The organism is Nocardiopsis alba DSM 43377 (genome assembly GCF_000341225.1).
GTDB lineage: Bacteria > Actinomycetota > Actinomycetes > Streptosporangiales > Streptosporangiaceae > Nocardiopsis > Nocardiopsis alba.
The window spans coordinates 1-16,187 of sequence record NZ_ANAC01000009.1; the positions used below are offsets into that span (position 1 = coordinate 1).

At 69.9% G+C, this 16,187-nt stretch carries 14 protein-coding genes; 3 read left to right on the top strand and 11 right to left on the bottom strand.

The window, feature by feature from the left end:
• The 3 genes from D451_RS0106730 to metH all read right to left on the bottom strand — a co-directional run.
• A partial coding sequence (locus tag D451_RS0106730; protein WP_017533865.1) for a hypothetical protein occupies positions 1 to 343 on the bottom strand: 343 nt, incomplete at its 3' end.
• 121 nt (positions 344 to 464) lie between these two features.
• A complete protein-coding gene (locus D451_RS0106735; RefSeq protein WP_017533866.1) occupies positions 465 to 1,157 on the bottom strand; it encodes an HAD family hydrolase in 693 nt (230 codons plus the stop codon).
• A gap of 103 nt (positions 1,158 to 1,260) precedes the next feature.
• Positions 1,261 to 4,734, bottom strand: a complete 3,474-nt coding sequence (gene metH / locus D451_RS0106740) for a methionine synthase (protein WP_081536536.1) — start codon at positions 4,732 to 4,734, stop codon at positions 1,261 to 1,263.
• A gap of 284 nt (positions 4,735 to 5,018) precedes the next feature.
• Between metH and D451_RS0106745 the strand changes: the two genes are divergently transcribed.
• Together D451_RS0106745 and D451_RS0106750 are read left to right on the top strand one after the other, a co-directional pair.
• Positions 5,019 to 5,858 (top strand): PAC2 family protein, encoded by an 840-nt coding sequence (locus tag D451_RS0106745; protein ID WP_014912367.1) that lies wholly within the window; start codon positions 5,019 to 5,021, stop codon positions 5,856 to 5,858.
• A 236-nt stretch (positions 5,859 to 6,094) separates the two neighbouring features.
• On the top strand, positions 6,095 to 7,246 hold the full coding sequence (locus D451_RS0106750) for a glycosyltransferase family 4 protein (RefSeq protein ID WP_017533867.1): 1,152 nt from the start codon (positions 6,095 to 6,097) through the stop codon (positions 7,244 to 7,246).
• A gap of 86 nt (positions 7,247 to 7,332) precedes the next feature.
• Here D451_RS0106750 and D451_RS0106755 read toward each other — a convergent pair whose 3' ends face one another.
• The 4 genes from D451_RS0106755 to D451_RS0106770 form a co-directional block, all read right to left on the bottom strand.
• Positions 7,333 to 7,758, bottom strand: coding sequence for an ABATE domain-containing protein (locus tag D451_RS0106755; protein ID WP_014909143.1), 426 nt, complete (start codon positions 7,756 to 7,758; stop codon positions 7,333 to 7,335).
• A 103-nt stretch (positions 7,759 to 7,861) separates the two neighbouring features.
• Entirely contained in the window at positions 7,862 to 8,818 is a 957-nt protein-coding gene (locus D451_RS0106760) for a hypothetical protein (RefSeq protein ID WP_036567846.1), read from the bottom strand.
• Between the two features lie 91 nt (positions 8,819 to 8,909).
• Positions 8,910 to 11,021: a HelD family protein gene (locus D451_RS0106765; RefSeq protein WP_017533869.1), complete on the bottom strand. Its 2,112-nt coding sequence runs from the start codon at positions 11,019 to 11,021 to the stop codon at positions 8,910 to 8,912.
• Positions 11,018 to 11,842, bottom strand: a complete 825-nt coding sequence (locus tag D451_RS0106770; protein ID WP_017533870.1) for a helix-turn-helix domain-containing protein — start codon at positions 11,840 to 11,842, stop codon at positions 11,018 to 11,020. The genes D451_RS0106765 and D451_RS0106770 overlap by 4 nt, the downstream gene beginning before the upstream one ends.
• A gap of 229 nt (positions 11,843 to 12,071) precedes the next feature.
• Here D451_RS0106770 and D451_RS0106775 point away from each other — a divergent pair, with 229 nt between their 5' ends.
• Positions 12,072 to 12,611: a nitroreductase family deazaflavin-dependent oxidoreductase gene (locus tag D451_RS0106775; protein ID WP_017533871.1), complete on the top strand. Its 540-nt coding sequence runs from the start codon at positions 12,072 to 12,074 to the stop codon at positions 12,609 to 12,611.
• A gap of 64 nt (positions 12,612 to 12,675) precedes the next feature.
• On the opposite strand, the gene mshC is transcribed toward D451_RS0106775, so the two are convergent.
• The 4 genes from mshC to D451_RS0106800 all read right to left on the bottom strand — a co-directional run bounded on the left by mshC (position 12,676) and on the right by D451_RS0106800 (position 15,955).
• Positions 12,676 to 13,902, bottom strand: coding sequence for a cysteine--1-D-myo-inosityl 2-amino-2-deoxy-alpha-D-glucopyranoside ligase (gene mshC / locus D451_RS0106780; RefSeq protein WP_014910624.1), 1,227 nt, complete (start codon positions 13,900 to 13,902; stop codon positions 12,676 to 12,678).
• Between the two features lie 104 nt (positions 13,903 to 14,006).
• Positions 14,007 to 14,168, bottom strand: a complete 162-nt coding sequence (locus D451_RS28235) for a hypothetical protein (RefSeq protein ID WP_014911312.1) — start codon at positions 14,166 to 14,168, stop codon at positions 14,007 to 14,009.
• A gap of 206 nt (positions 14,169 to 14,374) precedes the next feature.
• On the bottom strand, positions 14,375 to 14,689 hold the full coding sequence (locus tag D451_RS0106790; RefSeq protein WP_017533872.1) for a hypothetical protein: 315 nt from the start codon (positions 14,687 to 14,689) through the stop codon (positions 14,375 to 14,377).
• A gap of 471 nt (positions 14,690 to 15,160) precedes the next feature.
• Positions 15,161 to 15,955: an NRDE family protein gene (locus D451_RS0106800; RefSeq protein ID WP_017533873.1), complete on the bottom strand. Its 795-nt coding sequence runs from the start codon at positions 15,953 to 15,955 to the stop codon at positions 15,161 to 15,163.
• Positions 15,956 to 16,187: the final 232 nt, after the last annotated feature.

The window sequence follows — 16,187 nt, forward strand, 5'->3', positions numbered from 1 at the left end:
CCTTGGGCTTCGCGCCCTCGGAGGAACCCGCCTTGGCCCCGCGCACCCCGATCCCCCTGGCCTTCATGAGGCCCGAGACCACGTAGAGGACCACCATGATCGGCACCAGGGCCACACCGGCCCACACGATCGGGTTGAAGACCAGACCGGCCAAGACCCCCAACAGCCCGGTGAAGAACTGCATCACCACGGTCATCAGGCCGAGCAGCCCCACCACCAGGGGGAGCATCGACCAGGCCAGCCCGCGCAGACCGTAGGCCAGGCCCTTGCGCCGCCACACGAAGAACGTGATGATCAGGCCGACCGCGGCCAGCGCGGCCCCCAGGGTGAGTCCGGACGTCATAGTCAGAGTCTCAGGCATGACCCCAGTCTCCCATCTCGCGCCCGAACACACATCCGGCTCATCCCCTAGGGAGTGTCCTCACAGGTGATCCTCTCGAGGCCCAGGGGGCGTCGACCGCCGCTCAGCGGTCGGCGACCAGCGACTCCAGCCATTCCAGGTCGATCCCGACCAGGCTGTCCCTGATGACCACGCCCTCACGTGGTTCGATCTCCACGTGGTGGGGCACCGCCACCGTGACGCATCCGGCCCCCGACGCAGAGGCCACACCGACCACGGAGTCCTCCAGGGCCACACAACGCCTCGGGTCCACGCCCAACCTGCGGGCCGCGCGGAGGTAGGGGTCCGGGTCGGGCTTGTTCGCGCTCACCTCGTCCCCGGCCACCGAGTCGTCGAAGCTCTCCAGACCGATCCCGCCGATGGCGGTGGAGATCAGGGAACGCTCGGTCGAGGTCACCAGGGAGAGCGGCACACCGGCCGCCGTCAGCGTCGCCACCAGTTCCTTGGCGCCGGGGCGCAGCTCGGCACCCTCCTCCAGCTTGGCGAGGAAGCGCTCGTACAGACGGTCCGCGATCTGTCGGGGCGTGAGGTCGGACCCGGTCAGACCGATGATGTAACGGCCCACCGGCTCGGCGGCGTTGCCGACGTTGCGGAGGTGGTCCTCCTCGGTCCACACACCGCCGAGGTCGGCGACGAGCTCGGCCTCGGCCTCGTCCCACAGATGCTCGCTGTCGATGAGGGTGCCGTCCATGTCCATCAGCACCGCCTGGAGGCGGCGCTCCGGGGTCCGGGCGGTCTCGGTCGGTTCGGTACTCATAGTGCTCAATTCGCTCATATCGGCTCATGACCGACCGCCCCCGCACGGGGAGAGGCCCCACCGGGTCGGACTCCGGTAGGGCCTCTCCCCTGGTCAGGGCCGGTCAGACGTTGAAGTATGTCGCCTCGGGATGATGAATGACGATCGCGTCGGTGGCCTGCTCGGGAACAAGCTGGTACTCCTCGGACAACGTCACCCCCACCCGCTCGGGTTCCAGCAACCGCATGATCTTGGCCCGGTCCTCCAGCTCGGGGCAGGCCCCGTAACCCAGGGAGAAACGGGCGCCGCGGTAACCGAGCTTGAAGAAGGCGTCCAGCTCGGCCGGGTCCTCCCCGGCGAAGCCCAGCTCCGCGCGGACCCGCGTGTGCCAGTACTCGGCCAGGGCCTCGGTCAGCTGGACCGACAGACCGTGCAGCTCCAGGTAGTCGCGGTAGGCGTTCTTCTCGAACAGCTCCGCGGTGGCCCGGCTGATCGCCGCGCCCACCGTCACCACCTGGAAGGTGACCACGTCCAACTCCCCCGACTCCTTGGGCCGGAAGAAGTCCGACAGGCACAGGTGCCGGTCACGGCGCTGACGCGGGAAGGTGAACCGGGTCCGCTCGGTGACCCCGTCCTCGTCGAGCACGACCAGGTCGTCACCCTCGCTGTAGCAGGGGTAGTGGCCGTGCACGACCGCGGCCTCCAGCAGACCGTCGGTCTGGATCCGGTCCAGCCACATCCGCATGCGCGGACGCCCCTCGGTCTCCACGAGCTCCTCGTAGGTGGGACCGTCACCGCCCCGGGAGGCCTTCAGCCCCCACTGGCCCATGAAGGTGGCCCGCTCGTCGAGGAAGGCCGCGTAGTCGGCCAGCGGGATGCCCTTGCTGATCCGGTCGCCCCAGAACGGCGGCGTGGGGATCGCGTTGGTGGTGGACACGTCGCTGCGGGCCGGCATCTCCTCCGGCTCGGTGACCTTGAGCGTGGCGCCCCGCTTGACCCGCCGCTGACGCAGCTCGGGCAGCTTGGCGCCCTCCTCGCCGCGCTTGACCGCCATGAAGGTGTCCATCAGACGCAGACCCTCGAAGGCGTCCTTGGCGTAGCGGACCTCGCCGGAGAACATCTCGGCCAGATCCTGCTCCACGTAGGAGCGGGTGAGCGCGGCACCGCCCAGCAGGACCGGGAAACGCTCGGACATCCCCCTGGAGTTCATCTCCTCCAGGTTCTCCTTCATGATCACCGTGGACTTGACCAGCAGACCCGACATCCCGATGACGTCGGCCCGCTTCTCCTCGGCCGCCTCCAGGATCGCCGACACCGGCTGCTTGATACCGAGGTTGACGACCTCGTAACCGTTGTTGGACAGGATGATGTCCACGAGGTTCTTGCCGATGTCGTGGACGTCGCCCTTGACGGTGGCGAGCACGATCCGGCCCTTGCCGTCGTCGTCGGTCTTCTCCATGTGCGGTTCGAGGTAGGCGACGGCCGCCTTCATCACCTCGGCGGACTTGAGGACGAACGGCAGCTGCATCCGACCGGAGCCGAACAGCTCGCCGACGGTCTTCATGCCCTCCAGCAGGGTGTCGTTGACGATCGCCAGCGCGGGGCGCTCGGCCAGCGCCTCGTCGAGGTCGGCCTCGATCCCGGTGAGCTCACCGTCGATGATCCGACGCTCCAACCGCTCCCAGAGCGGCAGCGAGGCCAGTTCCTCGGCGCGCGAGGCCTTCATCGACTTGGCGTCCACGCCCTCGAACATGTCGATGAAGGTGGACAGCGGATCGTAGTCGTCCGCGCGACGGTCGTAGACCAGGTCCAGGGCGACCTTGAGCTGGTCCTCGGGGATCTGGTTGATCGGCACGATCTTGGAGGCGTGCACGATCGCCGAGTCCAGCCCCGCCTGGGTCGCCTCGTGCAGGAAGACCGAGTTCAGCACGATGCGGGCGGCGGGGTTGACGCCGAAGGACAGGTTGGACAGACCCAGGGTGGTCTGCACCTCCGGGTAACGGCGCTTGAGCTCGCGGATGGCCTCGAGGGTCTCGATGCCGTCCCGGCGGGTCTCCTCCTGCCCGGTGGTGATGGGGAAGGTGAGGCAGTCGATGACGATGTCGCCGGTACGCATCCCCCACTCGCCGGTGAGCTGCTCGATCAGGCGGGTGGCCACCCGGACCTTCCACTCGGCGGTACGGGCCTGCCCCTCCTCGTCGATGCACAGACCGACCACGGCGGCGCCGTGCTCGGAGACCAGGCGCATGATGCGGGTGAAGCGCGAGTCCGGACCGTCGCCGTCCTCGTAGTTGACGGAGTTGATCACCGCGCGCCCGCCGAGCGCCTCCAGTCCCGCCTCCAGGACGGGGGGCTCGGTGGAGTCGAGCATGAGCGGCAGAGTGGACGCCGTGGCGAACCGGAAGGCGAGCTCGCGCATGTCGGCCACACCGTCGCGACCCACGTAGTCGATGTTCAGGTCCAGCACGTGGGCGCCGTCGCGGATCTGGTCGCGGGCCATCTCCACGCAGGCGTCCCAGTCCTCGGCCAGCATGGCCTTGCGGAACTTCTTGGAGCCGTTGGCGTTGGTCCGCTCGCCCACCGCCAGATAGCTGGCGTCCTGCCGGAAGGGAACGCTCTGGTAGAGCGAGGATGTCGACGGTTCGACCAGCGGCCGGCGGTTCTTGATGCCGCGGCCCTGTACCCGCTCGACGACCTGGCGCAGGTGTTCTGGGGTGGTGCCGCAGCAGCCGCCCACCAGGCTGAGCCCGAACTCGGAGGTGAAGGTGTCGTGGGCGTCGGTCAGGTCCTCCGGGGAGAGGTTGTAGACCGCCCCGTCGGGTCCCAGCTCCGGCAGACCCGCGTTGGGCATGCAGGAGATGGGGATCGGCGAGTGGTGCGACAGGTAACGCAGGTGCTCGCTCATCTCGGCCGGGCCGGTCGAGCAGTTGATCCCGATCACGTCGATGCCCAGCGGCTCCAGAGAGGTCAGCGCCGCGCCGATCTCCGATCCCATGAGCATGGTGCCGCTGGTCTCCACGGCGACCTGGGCGATGATCGGGATGTCCCGGCCCAGGGCGTGACGCGCCCGCTTGGCGCCGATCACGGCGGCCTTGACCTGGAGCAGGTCCTGACAGGTCTCGATCAGGATGGCGTCGGCGCCGCCGTCGATGAGCCCTCGTCCGGCCTGCTCGTAGTAGTCGCGCAGCAGGGCGAAGGGGGAATGCCCCAGGCTCGGCAGTCGGGTACCGGGACCGACCGACCCCAGCACGTAGCGGGGATGGTCCGGCGTGGAGTACTCGTCCGCCGCCTCGCGGGCGATACGGGCGCCCGCCTCCGCGATCTCGTAGGTACGGTCCTGGATCCCGTATTCGATCAGGCCGCCGTAGTTGGCGGAGAAGGTGTTGGTCTCGACGCAGTCGGACCCGACCTCGAAGAAGGCTGCGTGGGTGTCCCGGACGATATCCGGCCGGGTGAGGTTCAGGATGTCGTTACAACCCTCGTGCCCCTCGAACTGGTCGAGGTCGAGATCGTGCGCCTGCAACATGGTGCCCATCGCCCCGTCCGCAACGACCACGCGCTGGGACAGTGCTTCACGGAATGTCCGTCGATCTCTCATATCGGCAACTCTAGTTCTCTGGTGCGCCGCGGCCCCACACCGAGCGTCCCGTGAGGAACTCGTCGAGCGGACCACGACACACGGCTGTGTGAAAGCGCCTGGGACGTCGTCGTCCGGTTCGGTCGCTGATCGCGAGGCTACCCCATCGGCTGTTTCGGCACGTGAGACGGGCGTCCCGAAGTGGTGGACGCCATCGTCCCGGAAGCGGGCCCGCCTCGGACGGTTTCCCGGTCGCGGCGCCACCCCGTAGGGTGGTGGGCGTCCACGTCCGGAAAGGGGCCGCCATGATCCAGCTCGACCGCGAGCTCGTCGAGCCTGTCATGGTCGCGGCGTTCGAAGGGTGGAACGACGCCGGTGAGGCCGCGAGCCTGGCCGTGGACCACCTGGCCCGCAAGTGGGAGGCCGAGGAGCTGTGCTCCCTCGAGCCCGATGACTACTACGACTTCCAGGTGGCCCGGCCGCGCATGTCCGTGGTCGACGGACGCCTGACCGAGACCCAGTGGCCCACCACCCGTGTGCGCGTGGTCCGGCCTCCGGGCTCACGCCGCGACGTGGTCCTGGTCAGCGGCCCCGAGCCCAACATGCGTTGGCGTTCCTACGCCTCCGACCTGCTGGCGATCGCCCGTGAGCTCGGTGTGCGCCGCGCGGTACTGTTGGGTTCCCTGTTGGCCGACTCCCCGCACACCCGTCCCATCCCGGTGACCGGTATGGCCGTTCCCCCGGGGCTGGGCGACCGGCACGGGCTGGACACCGCCACCTACACGGGGCCGACCGGCATCATCGGGGTCGTGCACGAGCGCTTCGGTTCCGCCGGGATCGAGACGGTGTCGCTGTGGGCGGCCATCCCGCACTACGTCGCGCAACCTCCCTGCCCGAAGGCGACCCTGGCGTTGCTGGGCTGGGTGCAGGACCTCATCGAGACCGAGGTCCCGTTGGGCGATCTGCCCGAGGAGTCGGTGTCCTGGCAGGCCGGGGTCGACGACCTGACCGCCGAGGACGAGGACATCGCCGCCTACGTCCGCGGTCTGGAGGAGGCCAAGGACACGGTCGACCTGCCCGAGGCCTCCGGGGACGCGATCGCCCAAGAGTTCGAGCGCTACCTGCGCGGCCGCGAGGACGGCTGACCCGATCCGACGCGCCGTCGCCGACTGCGGATATCCCCTTTATTACACGGTCTTTAGCTCCGGGGCGGTACGTTCCGAGGACACGGCTCGCGGACCGGAGGGGTACGGGAGCACTTGCCCCGGCGTGGAGGCGCGTTGAGCGCCCGTTCCCGCCCACGTTCCGAGGGCACGCCCTCCGGTGGACCCGGACCGATCGTCCCTTCGGCCCGCGAGAGGAGGGATCGGGGGACAGCGCTGTGAAAATCGCCTTCGTCATCGCCAACGGCTACACCATGGGCGGCACGGTACGGACCGTGCACAATCTCGCCCGCGGGTTGTCCGAGCGGCACGAGGTCGAGATCGTCAGTCTGGTCCGTAGGCGCGTCAAGCCCTTCTTCCCACTGACCGACCGGGTCCCCCTCGTGCCGATGGAGGACCGGACCGGGGAGAAACGCGTCATGAGCCGGTTCTCCCGTACGTGGTGGGAGCGGCGCGCCGCCGCCGTGATCCCCCCGTCGGAGCTGGCCCGCAACCAGAACTTCACGCCCGAGGCCGTCTCCGCCCTGCACCGCTACCTGAAGACCACCGACGCGGACGTGGTCATCGGAACCCGCCCCGGCATCAACCTGATGCTGGCCGCGTGGTCGCCCAAACGCCTGCGCGTGATCGGGCAGGAGCACCTCAACCTGGCCGAGCACAAGCCCGACCTGGTCAAGGCGATCGACCGCCGCTACCGGAGGATGGACGGGCTGAGCGTCCTCACCGAGGCCGACCGGAACGCCTACCGCGAACTACTGGGGCGTGGGGACGACTTCCTCACGGTCATGCCCAACGCGCTGGAGCCGGGCACCCCGCCACAGGCGACCCTGGACGAGCCGGTGATCGCCGCCGCGGGCCGCCTGTCGCCGGTCAAGCAGTACCCGACCCTGGTCAAGGCGTTCGCGCACGTGGTCGCCGAACACCCCGACTGGACCCTGCGCATCTACGGCGACGGTGACAAGGCCGCCAAGATCCGGGAGACCGCCGAACGGCTGGGCGTCGAGGACAACGTCCACCTCATGGGCAAGACCAAGGACCTCACCTCGGAACTGTCCAAGGCGTCGATCCTCGCGGTGAGCTCCAAGGTGGAGGGGTTCGGGATGACCATCGTGGAGGCCTTCTCCGTGGGGTTGCCCGTGGTGAGTTTCGACTGCCCGCACGGCCCTGGGGAGATCATCGAGGACGGCCACGACGGGCTGCTCGTACCGCCCCAGGACGTCGAGGGGCTGGGCCGGGCCCTGCTGCGTCTGGTCGAGAACGACGAGGAGCGGCACCGGATGGGAGCGCACGCCCTGAAGTCCGCGGAGCGTTACGGCCTGGAGGACAGCGTCGCCCGTTGGGAGCGTTTCCTGGAGGACCGCCGCCGCTGAACCGACCGCCCGGGCCCTCGTCGTCCCACGGCGTGGTCCCGGGCCCCCGGGAACCGGGAACCGGGACCCACCGTGGGGCGAGGAGGTCACCGACGCATACGGCACCACTCGCCGGTGGCCAGGACGGCGGCCCAGGCTCCGGCGATACGCGCCAGGCCGCGACGGACCTCGTCGACGACGGCGGGGGCCAGCGGCGATTCGGCCTGCTCGGTCGGTTCCAGACGGACGGTGACGCGCAGGCCGTCCAGCACCTTCTGGGCACGCCCCAGGACCTCGGGGTCGGGGGTGTCGGAGGCGTCGAGGAACGCCCGGATGCCGTCACGCAGGGTGATGGCCTCGTCCAGGTCGGCGAGGGTGATCGGGATGGCCCCTTCGGTGACCAGGCGGTGGTCGCGCAGGAACCGGGCCAGGTCGGCCCGGTCGGTGAGGCGTCCGCCGGTGGAGACGAAGTCCGCGATGAGCTCTGCCGCGGCGCTGGGCCGGGTGGGGGTACTGGTCGTGGTCGTGGTCATGCGCGCCATCCCATCACGAAGAACCGACCATCGGTGGCGTTTCCACGAGACCGTGGCCAAAGGTGGTCACAAAGGCATCGGGGAATCGGACATCCGTGGATCTTCACCCCGGGGCCCCCGTTCCGGCCCCGACCGACGGGTCCGGAACGGCCCGTGTCGCGTTCGAGGACGCGGCCAGGGCCTCGACCAGGACGTCGCGTCCCCCGAGCGCGAAGAGGCTCGGCGGTGTCGTGAACCAGGCCTCCACGGCGTCGGGATCGGTCAGGGCGGAGCGCAGTTCGGCGAGGGCCGCCGGGTCGTTCCGCAGGGCCGGTGCCAGGGCGGCACAGACCCGGACGACCGGATCGGCGTGGGAGAGGAACTCGGTGGTGTCCTCGCCGATGTCCCCCAGCGCCAGGACGATCACCGCTCCCTCGTCACGGCACTCGGCCAGGTCGGCGGCGCCGGACAGGTCCGGCGTCCCGGCGCCCAGACGGCAGAGCGCGGCCGCCGCCTCCACCGCGCGGATCCGCGTCGACCGGTCGGGGTGGGTCAAGAACGGACGGACCGCGTCGGCGAGGGCCGGCGCGGCGGCGCGCATGTCGGCGAGCCCGTCGAGCATGAGCCGCTCCACCACGGGCTCGTCCCAGGCGGCGATCGCCTCCTCCTCGTCCTCCGAGCGCATCATGGCGATCACACGGTCGCGTTCCGTCTCGGGGACCGGGGCGGGCGCGGGGGTGCCCGTGTCGTGGTCGATCAGGGAGGCGAGCGCGGCTCCGGCGAGGAACTCCAGGAGCACCACCCTTCCGGTGATCGGCCCCGACACCCGCTCCTCCACCACCGTGTCCAGGGCGGAGAGGCCCAGCCCTCCGGCGAGGAACAGCGCCGCCGGGGCCGTCGCCGGATACACGGTCCCCTGATGGAGGACGGCGCCGTAGAGGTGGTCCAAGGCCCCGCCGAAGGCTACCGCGTCTCCCGAGAGCACGGCGGCCAGCGCCCCCGGAAGGTCGGCCGCGCACCCGTATGCGTGGAAGGTACGGTCCCAGTCGCTGTTCCGGAGTGTGTCCGGTCCTGTGTCCATACGCCGGATCATGGCACCCTCCACCGACGGTCCACGGATGCGGCGTCCACTCTCGGAGCCGCCCATGCCGGCGCCCACGCCGTTCGGCCCCTCAGGGCTCCACGGTCGTCTCGTCCCCGGGCAGGTGCGGGCTCGGCCGTCCGCTGTGGGTCAGGGTGAGTCGGTGCAACGCACGGGTGCAGGCGATGTACAGCAACGAGCGGTCGGCCTCGGCTCCGTACTCCCGCTCCGACGCCCGGGCCACGATCACCTCGTCGAACTCCAGCCCCTTGGCGAGACCGACCGGCAGGACCGTGACGTCGTTTCCGAGGACCCCCCGCGAGTCCGCCGTCGCCAGGACGACCCCCTCCAGCCTCTCCGAGAGTTCCCCGTGCAGTTCCCTCGCACCCGCCCGCGACCTGGTCACGATCGCGAGCCGACCGGGGTCGCCCTCGTCGCCGGAACCGTCGGGGGCTCCGGTGGAGCGGAAGCGGTCGATCTCGGCGGCGATCCGGTCGACCTCCTCGACCGGGGTGTCGAAGCCGAGGACCCTCGGCCGGTCGCCGTGGCGATCGATGGTCGTGACGGCGGTGCCGCGGATCGCCGAGGCGAACCGTGCGATCTCGACCGTGGACCGGTAGCCGCGGGTCAGCTCCATCACCCGCGCGCCCTCGAACAGCCCGCCGAGCCGTTCCAGGGTGTAGTCCTCGGTGTTGCCCAGCGCCTGCGCCACGTCGCCGAGGATCGTCATGTCATGGCGGAAGATCCGTCTCAGCACCGCGTACTGGGTCGGTGAGTGGTCCTGCATCTCGTCGATCACGAGGTGCAGGACGTCCTGGTCCGTCTCCCACCCACCGAACCTTCCGGCCACGAAGAGGAAGGGGTAGACGTCCTCCCATTCCAGGAGGCCCGGCCCCGGCGCCCGGAACACCGTCGGGGCGTCCTCTCTTCGGAACAGTCCTCGGTACAGCGCACGCGCGCTCTTCACGGTCAGCATGGCGGTGAGCCGCTTCCCGACCTCGCCGACCTTCGGAGTGGAGGAGAAGAGCGGGCTCTCCGACCGGGCCCTCTGGCAGAGGTGCTCGGCCATCACCCGCAGACGTTCCGCGACCCCCAGGGCGGACAGCCGGTCGAAGTGGGCGCGCAGTTCCTCGGCGTCGATACGCAGGTCCCCGAGCCGTAGTTCCCGGGGGACGAAACAGTCCTGGATCGCTTCGTCCAAGGCCCGTTCCAGCCAGTGGTGGAAGGCCAGGGTCGATTTGGCCCGTGCGCGCTCACGCGCCGCCGCTCCGCCGGGACCGAGCGGCTCCACCGGATCGATCGGATCGGTGAACCCCAGACGGTGCCGTTCCAGCCTGCCCCGGGCCACGGCGGCCAGGTCGAGCGCGACCACCGCCTCCTCGCCCAGTTCGGGCAGCACGTCGGAGACGTACTCGGCGAAGAGCCCGTTGGGCGAGATGATGGCGATGTTCTCCGCCTTGAGCCGCCCGCGCCGACGGAACAGCAGGTAGGCGATGCGGTGCAGGGCGATGGAGGTCTTCCCGGAACCGGCGACCCCTTGGATGATGAGCGTGCCGTCCGACTCGTTACGGATGATGGCGTTCTGCTCGCGCTGGATGGTGGCGATGATCGAACGCATGTGGGCGCTGCTCGTGCGCCCGATCTCCTCCAGCAGGATCTCGTCACGGATGGCCTCGGCGGTGTCCAAGACGAACCGCAGCCTCCCGTTCTCGACCTTGAACTGACGCTTTCGCTCGATCGTCCCGCCGATCGTCCCCGAGGGCGCTTCGTAGGAGGCCCGTCCGGGTTCGCGTTCGTAGAACATTCCGCCGAGCGGGGTGCGCCAGTCCACCACCGCCGTCCCCTCGGCGCTCTGGAGCCCCTGGCGTCCGATGTAGTGGGCCTCGGCGGCGGACGCACCGTCCGGGGCGAAGTCGAGGCGGGCGAAGTAGGGGGAGCCGCGCATCGTCTCGAGGCGCTCGCGCAGACGCATGGCGTGCGCGCCCCTGGCATCGATATCACGCAGGATGAGCTCGTTCTGGTACATCTCGGCGGGGTCGATCTCACCCCTGTTGTCCGACATATAGGACTTCACGTCGTTGTAGTCGGTGTCGTGGCCGTCGAGCGCCCCGGTCAGCGCCTCGATCCTGCTCTCCAGGAGCTCCAGAGTCCGGGCGAGGTGCGCGGCCTCCTCTTCGTGGACGTCGGGGAAGACGGAAGTCACAGCGGCCCTCCAGAGGGATCGAGTTCGAGTAGTTGCGTGGGGTGGCCGAACTCCGTTCGCAGCGAAGCGGGGCCGAACCCGAGGGAGAGCAGGGCCCGACGGTGGCCGAGATCGGCCTTGTCCCCCTCCCGGAAGGTGGTGACGGACAGGCGCCGGTGATGCCGTCGGGCCCTGTCCACCAGCGCTCGCACCACCGAGGAACCTCGGGCCAGCGGGTGGACGGCGAGGTACTCGATGTGACCGTTCCCGGGATCGACGATCATCGCCGCCGCCGGATGTCCGTCGACGTGGGCGAGAAGGACCCGACACGAGTCGAGAAGCAGGTTCAAGGCCTCCGTGTGCTGCTCGGGCACGAGCACCGGAAGCATGTCCACCGAGGCGTGGGACAGCGGAAGGAGTCGGCCGACGTCGACCCGATCGGTGATCTCGAAACCGTCCGTGGCCCGACCGATCCCCCATTCGGACTCGGCGAAGTGGTAGGGCGACAGAAGCGGGAAGAACGGCCGTGTGCGCCGCCAGAGGGCCGGGGACAGTCCGTAACCCGCCGTGAAGGCGTTGGTGAAGGACTGCTGGTTGCGGAACCCATGGCTCGTCGCGATGTCGATGACCGGTTCCGAGGTCAGGGACAGCTCCCGTGCCGCCTCGGTCAGCCGTCTCCGATGGACGTAGGCGTGCGGGGTCAGGCCGAAGGCGGCGCGAAAGGAGCGGTGCAGGTGGTAGGGCGAGTACCCGGTGTGCTCGGCGATGCGCTCCAGCCGTAGGTCGGAGTGGAGGGAGCGTTCGACGAAGTCGACCGTCGCGGCGAAATCGATCGACTGCATGCTCCCCCCTGGTGATAGGCCGACCGATCTCGGTGTTCTCGGCGCGTCCGAGGCTACTCTCGGGCCGATCCGACCCGTTTGCGCGATCTTGCGCCCTTCCCCCGTCCCTTGCGGTGGACGGCCCGCTCGGAAGGACGTTCTGGAATGGCGTGGCGTGCGCCTCTTCGGGACGGTCCGTGCTTACACTCATGCCGCCCGGACCCGCTCCCACCAGCGAAGGGACCATCCCATGACGTTCTCCAGGCCACCGGACACCCCCCTCGAACGCGCCCTGTACCGCGCGCCGATCTGGATCTACCGGCTGGGGCTGGGCTCGCTGTTGGGACGCCGGTTCGTGCTGCTCACCCATAGGGGACGCAACAGCGGCGAGGCCCGCCAGGCGGTGCTGGAGGTGGTGGGGCGCAACGACGCGACCGGGGCGATCCTGGTCGCCTCCGGGTACGGAGGACGCTCCCAGTGGTTCCGTAACATCCGTCGAGAGCCGAAGGTGCTCTTCCAGACGGGCCGCCACCGGCATAGGGGGACGGCCGAGTTGCTGCCGCCTGAGGAGTCGAGCGCGGCGTTGGCGCACTACGCGCGGCGCCACCCCGGATCCGCGCGGGGGCTGTTTCGGGCGCTGGGGCACGGGGACGATCCGTCCTCGCGACTCCTCGAAGAGCTGGGGGCCGACCCCGAGAACGGGATCCCGATCGTACGTCTGTCACCGTCCGTGCCGCCCCGGCCGAACGATCTTCTGGGCGAGGCCCCGGCCGACGTCGTACCGCGGTGACGGAGAGGATCCGCGCCCGCCCCAGAAGAACCGGTCGGGGCGGGCGCGGAAGCGTGTCCGACGATCAGGGGAGTTCGACGCCGAGCAGAGTGGCGACGGTCGTGCGCGCCAGGGCCGGGGCCCCGGTGTCGCCACCGCCCTCGGTCAGGGCGAGGTCGACCCAGCGGTCCACGGCGGCCAGGGCGGCCGGAGAGTCCAGGTCCTCGGCGAGGGCGGCGCGCACCTCGGCCAGCAGGGGCGCCGCGTCGGGCGCGGACCCCAGGGCGAAGGCGGCACGCCAGCGTCCGGCCCGCTCGACGGCGGTGGACAGCTCGGCGTCGGTCCACTCCCAGGCGGCGCGGTAGTGGTGGGTGAGCATGGCCAGGCGGATCACGCCCGGCTCCACCCCCTCGGCCCGCAGCTTGGAGACGAACACGAGGTTGCCCAGGGACTTGGACATCTTCTCGCCGTTCAGACCGACCATGCCCACGTGCAGGTGGTTGTGGGCGTTGGGTCGACCGGTGACGCATCGGGCCTCGGCGGCGCCCATCTCGTGGTGCGGGAAGATCAGGTCGTTGCCGCCGCCGTTGAGGTCGAACTCCGGGCCGAGACGGTCCAGGGCGATGGCGCTGCACTCGATGTGCCAGCCGGGCCGGCCTCGGCCGAGGGGGCTGTCCCAGGCGGGCTCGCCGGGGCGTTCGGCGCGCCAGAGCAGCCAGTCGAGGGGGTCCTTCTTGCCGGGACGGTCGGGGTCGCCGCCGCGCTGACCGAACAGCGTCAGCATCTCCTCGCGGTCGAGGTGCCCGATCTCGCCGAAGCGGGACGCCTCGGCCACGGAGAAGTACAGGTCGCCGTCGACGTCGTAGGCGGCACCGCTCTCCTTGATCCGCAGGGCCAGCTCGCTGATGAGGTCGACCGACTCCACCACACCGACGAAGGAGGTCGGCGGGATGATCGACAGGGCCGCCATGTCCTCACGGAAGACGTCGATCTCCCGGTGGGCCAGGTCCCGCCAGTCGACCCCGGTCGCCTCGGCCCGCTCCAGGAGGGGGTCGTCGATGTCGGTGGTGTTCTGGACGTAGTCGACGTCGTGACCGGCGTCGCGCCACACCCGGTTGACCAGGTCGAAGGTGAGATAGGTGAAGGCGTGGCCCAGATGCGCGGCGTCGTAGGGGGTGATCCCGCAGGCGTACATTCCGGCGGTGGGACCCGGCGTCGTCGTCCTTATCCGACCCGTGGCGGTGTCGTGGATACGCAGGGGGCCGCCGGTACCCGGCAGGGGGACGATGTCAGGCGCAGACCATGAACGCATGAGGGAAGACTATCCGCACGTGCCCGTGCGGAACGCACCGATATCGGGTGTGGTCCCGGGTGATGATCAACGCAGGTGGAGTGGGAATACCAGGATCCTCCCGGTCACCTGGGCACCGGCGTGATCCTGATCCCTCCGATGAGGAGGGCGCTCAGCAACGCCGTGATCCCGCAGAGCGCCGCGAGGAGCTCGTTCCCCAGACGCCAGTGCAGGAGTGCCCCGCTGAAGGAGACGACGTAGAGCAGCCAGTACGCTCCGGTCTCCATACGATCGGTCCCTCGGCCCGTCATGGTGCCCCCTGCCGTGTACGCGCGGGTCTCACGCGTCTTCGACGACGGAAGAGTCGTCTCTCTGGGAGACGTCGCGTTCACGCAGAGGGTTTACGCGTCACGGCCGGCGTGACCCGATCAACAGTCCCGGGGCCGTCGCACCCTGGATGAACAGGGACGACACCCCGGAACCGGTACACCCCCTAGGGGTGGGCGGCGAGCTGGAGGTCGAGGAGGTCGAGGTCCTCCGCACCGGGGAGACCGGGGTCGTCCATCACCGCGCGCAGGCGCCGACGCGTGGGGCCGCTCTGCTCCCTGTGGGTGACGGGCTCGGCGGCCAGACGCCCTCGGCCGGAGCGGATCCCGGTGGGGGTGCGCATGCTCCAAGAGGTGTCGTCGGCCTCCAGAAGCAGGCCGACGGTGCCGTCGTCGTACACCCGGACCCACTGCCCCACCAGGTGGGCGGGGTCGCCCATCGGACGCAGGGCGGGGGTGGCGGCGGAGCGGGCGCTCATCATGGCGTGTTCCTCGGAAGGGTCTCGTGGTCTTCGGACTGTTGTCTCAGATGAGACGCTCCCGCACGGCGCCTATGACGCGCTTTCGAAAAACTTCCGTCGAAAAATCTCCGAGTCGCCGTGAACCCGGCCGAACCTCGCGACATCCGCGCTCCTCAGGGCGTTCCGGACGTTCGGCCGTCGATGGGTCGTGACCGGTGACCGTACCCGTACGGCTTCTCCGTAACCCGGGATCCGGTCCCCCGTTGGCCGTCCGACATCGGCCCGCCGACCCCTCGCGTGCGCTTCGGAGGCCATGATGGGGGGATGAACGACACCTTCGCCCCCGGAGACGACACGCGTTTCCGATCCAACGCCCTCATCTCGATCGTCGCCTTCGTCGGCGTGACCCTCTTGGGGGCCCTGGCCTTCCTCCTCCTGTTCTGATCGCCCCCGGGGAGGGCCGCAACGGCCCTCCCCTCCCATGGGGCGGGTTCAGACCTCGATCGTCCGCCAGGCCTTCGGATCCGCGGGGTCGGCGGTGAAGGCGTAGCTCAGGGAGTCCCGCCCCAGCGCCAGCAACGTGACCGATCCCGTCGACCACACCTGACCGTCCCCCAGGTCGGCGTGGGCGATGAGGGCGGAGGGGTCCCCCTCGGTGAGCCCCACACCGGGCGAGCGCGGGGTCTCGTGCGCGGCCCGGGTGATCAGCCCCGGCCACTCCCCCCAGATCTCCTCGACCGTTCGGGGCCCGTCTCCGGCGTCCGGATCCGGGTCGGGCCGGGTCCGGGCGAACTCCGGGGTGTGCCGGACCGCTCGAGGATCGGCCGGATCCAGACCGGTGTTGACGATGGTGGTCACCCCTCGAGGCAGGGAACGGACGTCCAGGCACCGCCCGTCCCAGCTGTACAGGGTGGCCCGGTGGGCGTCGGCGTCCAGCAGGTGGAAGGGCGCGTACCGGGTCGGGTCCTCTCCGGCCAACGGGTCTCGGTTCCCCCGTCCCAGCGCGTGCAACGGCAGATCTCCCCGACTCGCCGGATAGGTGCCCTCCCAAGGCATCCGACCGTCCCAGGGCCAGCCGTTGAGCAGTGCCGCCACCCGAGGCCGCTCCGGGTCCACGGCCAGCCAGGTGCCCCCGGCCAGACGGTCACGGCCTCCCACCAGTGTGGGCCGCTCCGGCCAGTGGCGGGCCGGACCGTCCCAGGGTCGCGAACGCATCTCGTCGCGTAACGCGGCCACGACCAGGGGTGTGGCGGCCTCGGGATCGAAACCGACGATGACGGTGCACATGATGCCCCTCCGGGGGTCGTGGGTCCCCTCTCGGACGTTCGGGGCCCTGTGGTGGTGGTTCCCTCGGGCCGGGGGTGGTGCACACCCCCGTGCCATCTGGGGGGGACGACCCTACGGAACTTCGGGTGTCGTCTCCAGTCCGCCCCGGTCGGTGCTCTTCTAGGCTGAAGGCTCTCTACTCTTGTTCTCGTCGACACAGGGGCCCGTGTGACGGCACACACCTCGTGAGAAC